1 protein-coding gene is annotated in these 1787 nt (G+C 59.7%); it reads right to left on the reverse strand.

Annotated features, from left to right (window positions below):
- Positions 1-200: 200 nt before the first annotated feature.
- Positions 201-1643 (reverse strand): glycerophosphodiester phosphodiesterase, encoded by a 1443-nt coding sequence (locus OTB19_RS42640; protein ID WP_267804239.1) that lies wholly within the window; start codon positions 1641-1643, stop codon positions 201-203.
- Positions 1644-1787: the final 144 nt, after the last annotated feature.

Raw genomic sequence — 1787 nt, forward strand, 5'->3', positions numbered from 1 at the left:
CTTACGAGGTGCCCTCTTGCTCGGGTCTGATGGAAGCGTAGAAACTCCCATCATCCCAGGTCAGCGGGCACCTCTTCTGATTTCTCCATCCACAGCCCGACCACTACGCGGTGGATCCAGGCTGAGGGGTCTCAGGGCAACACAAAGGCGGCCACCTGGATTTGGGGGCCGCCTTGGTTGCTTCAGTCGGTCTGTGAGTCCTACAGGGCGTTTACGGTCAGCTTTCGCCAGCGAGGCCGGTTAGCCAGGTTGCTGATGGAGCCTCCGGTGAGATGGATGTACCCGCCTCGATAGGTCGTGCTGGTACTCGTAGCGGTCACATTGGGCGTTACGTCAGTGCGGGTGATCTTGACGTTTGCGGGAGTTACATCCACCTGAAAGGACATCACCTGATTTGCCACTGGGGCTGATGTAGCCGCAGTGGCAAGTTGAGTTCCGCTCGTGGCGCCGACAGCGTGGCTGAAGATTTGCATGTCCCCATTGCCTCGAAATGCCATGTGGTATCCGCCGGCTGGGTTGGCTGCACCAAACTGATAGGTCGAGTCATCCGCCTTGCCGAAGGCAATGCCAGCGTGTTCGTTGGTGGGAACGGTGCCGTCGAACTTCATCTCAAACGTGACGCGGTATCCGTTGGTTGGGAACTCTGGGATGGAGCAGGAACCAATGAGTACAGCGTCGCCGGCAACGTCCATGAAGGCCCAGCCGGTTCCGTCGTACTTCAGGTCACGCGTTCCAACGTACTGAGTTCGGCCCATGTCTCCAGGAGCCTTGACCTGAGTCACCCAATTGTCCTTCTTCAGGATCTGCTTGGCATACGAAACCCACTTGTACTGAGCGCACATCATTCCCCAGACTCCGAGGCCGGCAAGGGTGTCTCGCTGAGAGCGCCTGTGTACCTCCCAGCAAATCACCTTCTTCTTGTCCGGACGGTTGACGAGCTCCTGCATTCGGACAGGAGTCATCGTGTGGGGGACCCCCCACATGTCAATGTTGGGGCCGTAGGTCGCGAGGTCCGCGTCAGTCGTAGCGTCATCGATATAGCCCCACGTGGTAAAGCCCCGCGCCTTCATGGTCGCGAAAGTCGGAGACTTGTAGTAGGCCTTCCACACGACCGACTGATTCGCCGTTGGGTAATACGTTTGAAGAATGCTCTGCACGATCGGAGCGGCCTCATTGCTCTTGGGCTCAAGGAAGATGACAACCTTCCCTAGGAACCTGTCGAGCACGTTACGCAGATTGGGGAGGGGCTGAGGGGCCCAGCCATTTCCAAGAATCTGTTTGGGCTGAACCGTTACGCCGTTGATCAAGGACGGGTATACCCAATCCGAGACGGGCCCCGTTGCGTTCGTCGTGCGGTCTAGGTTCTGATCATGGATACAGACCGGGATTCCCTCAGCCGTAACGTTCACGCTGACTTCAATGGCGCGAACGCCCGAGGTCAGGGCAGCGTCGTACGCGGCCATGGTGTGTTCTGGGTACTCCATGCCCGAGCCACGGTGAGCTATGTAGGCGGGGGCCGGCATCGCCAGAAAGGCCGCGACTGTGGCCGTGGGCGGTCCCTGAGCAGGTACGTACTGAGGGGGCACCAGGCCGTCAGTGCCGAGAGGGGCGAAGCCGCCGGCCTTTCCGATGCGACCGTTCACGTCCTGGAGGACAGCGGCCTGAGCCTCGATCCACCGCGTGATCTTTGATCACGCGGTGTGATTGCTTTTGTGGTGGGTTTCCGGATTCGGGCAGGCCGGTATCCCGGGTGGCCGTCCCGGTGGCGGGTTCTCCGAGGTTCTTTC

It is taken from the genome of Streptomyces sp. H27-H5, assembly GCF_026627505.1.
Classification (GTDB): domain Bacteria; phylum Actinomycetota; class Actinomycetes; order Streptomycetales; family Streptomycetaceae; genus Streptomyces.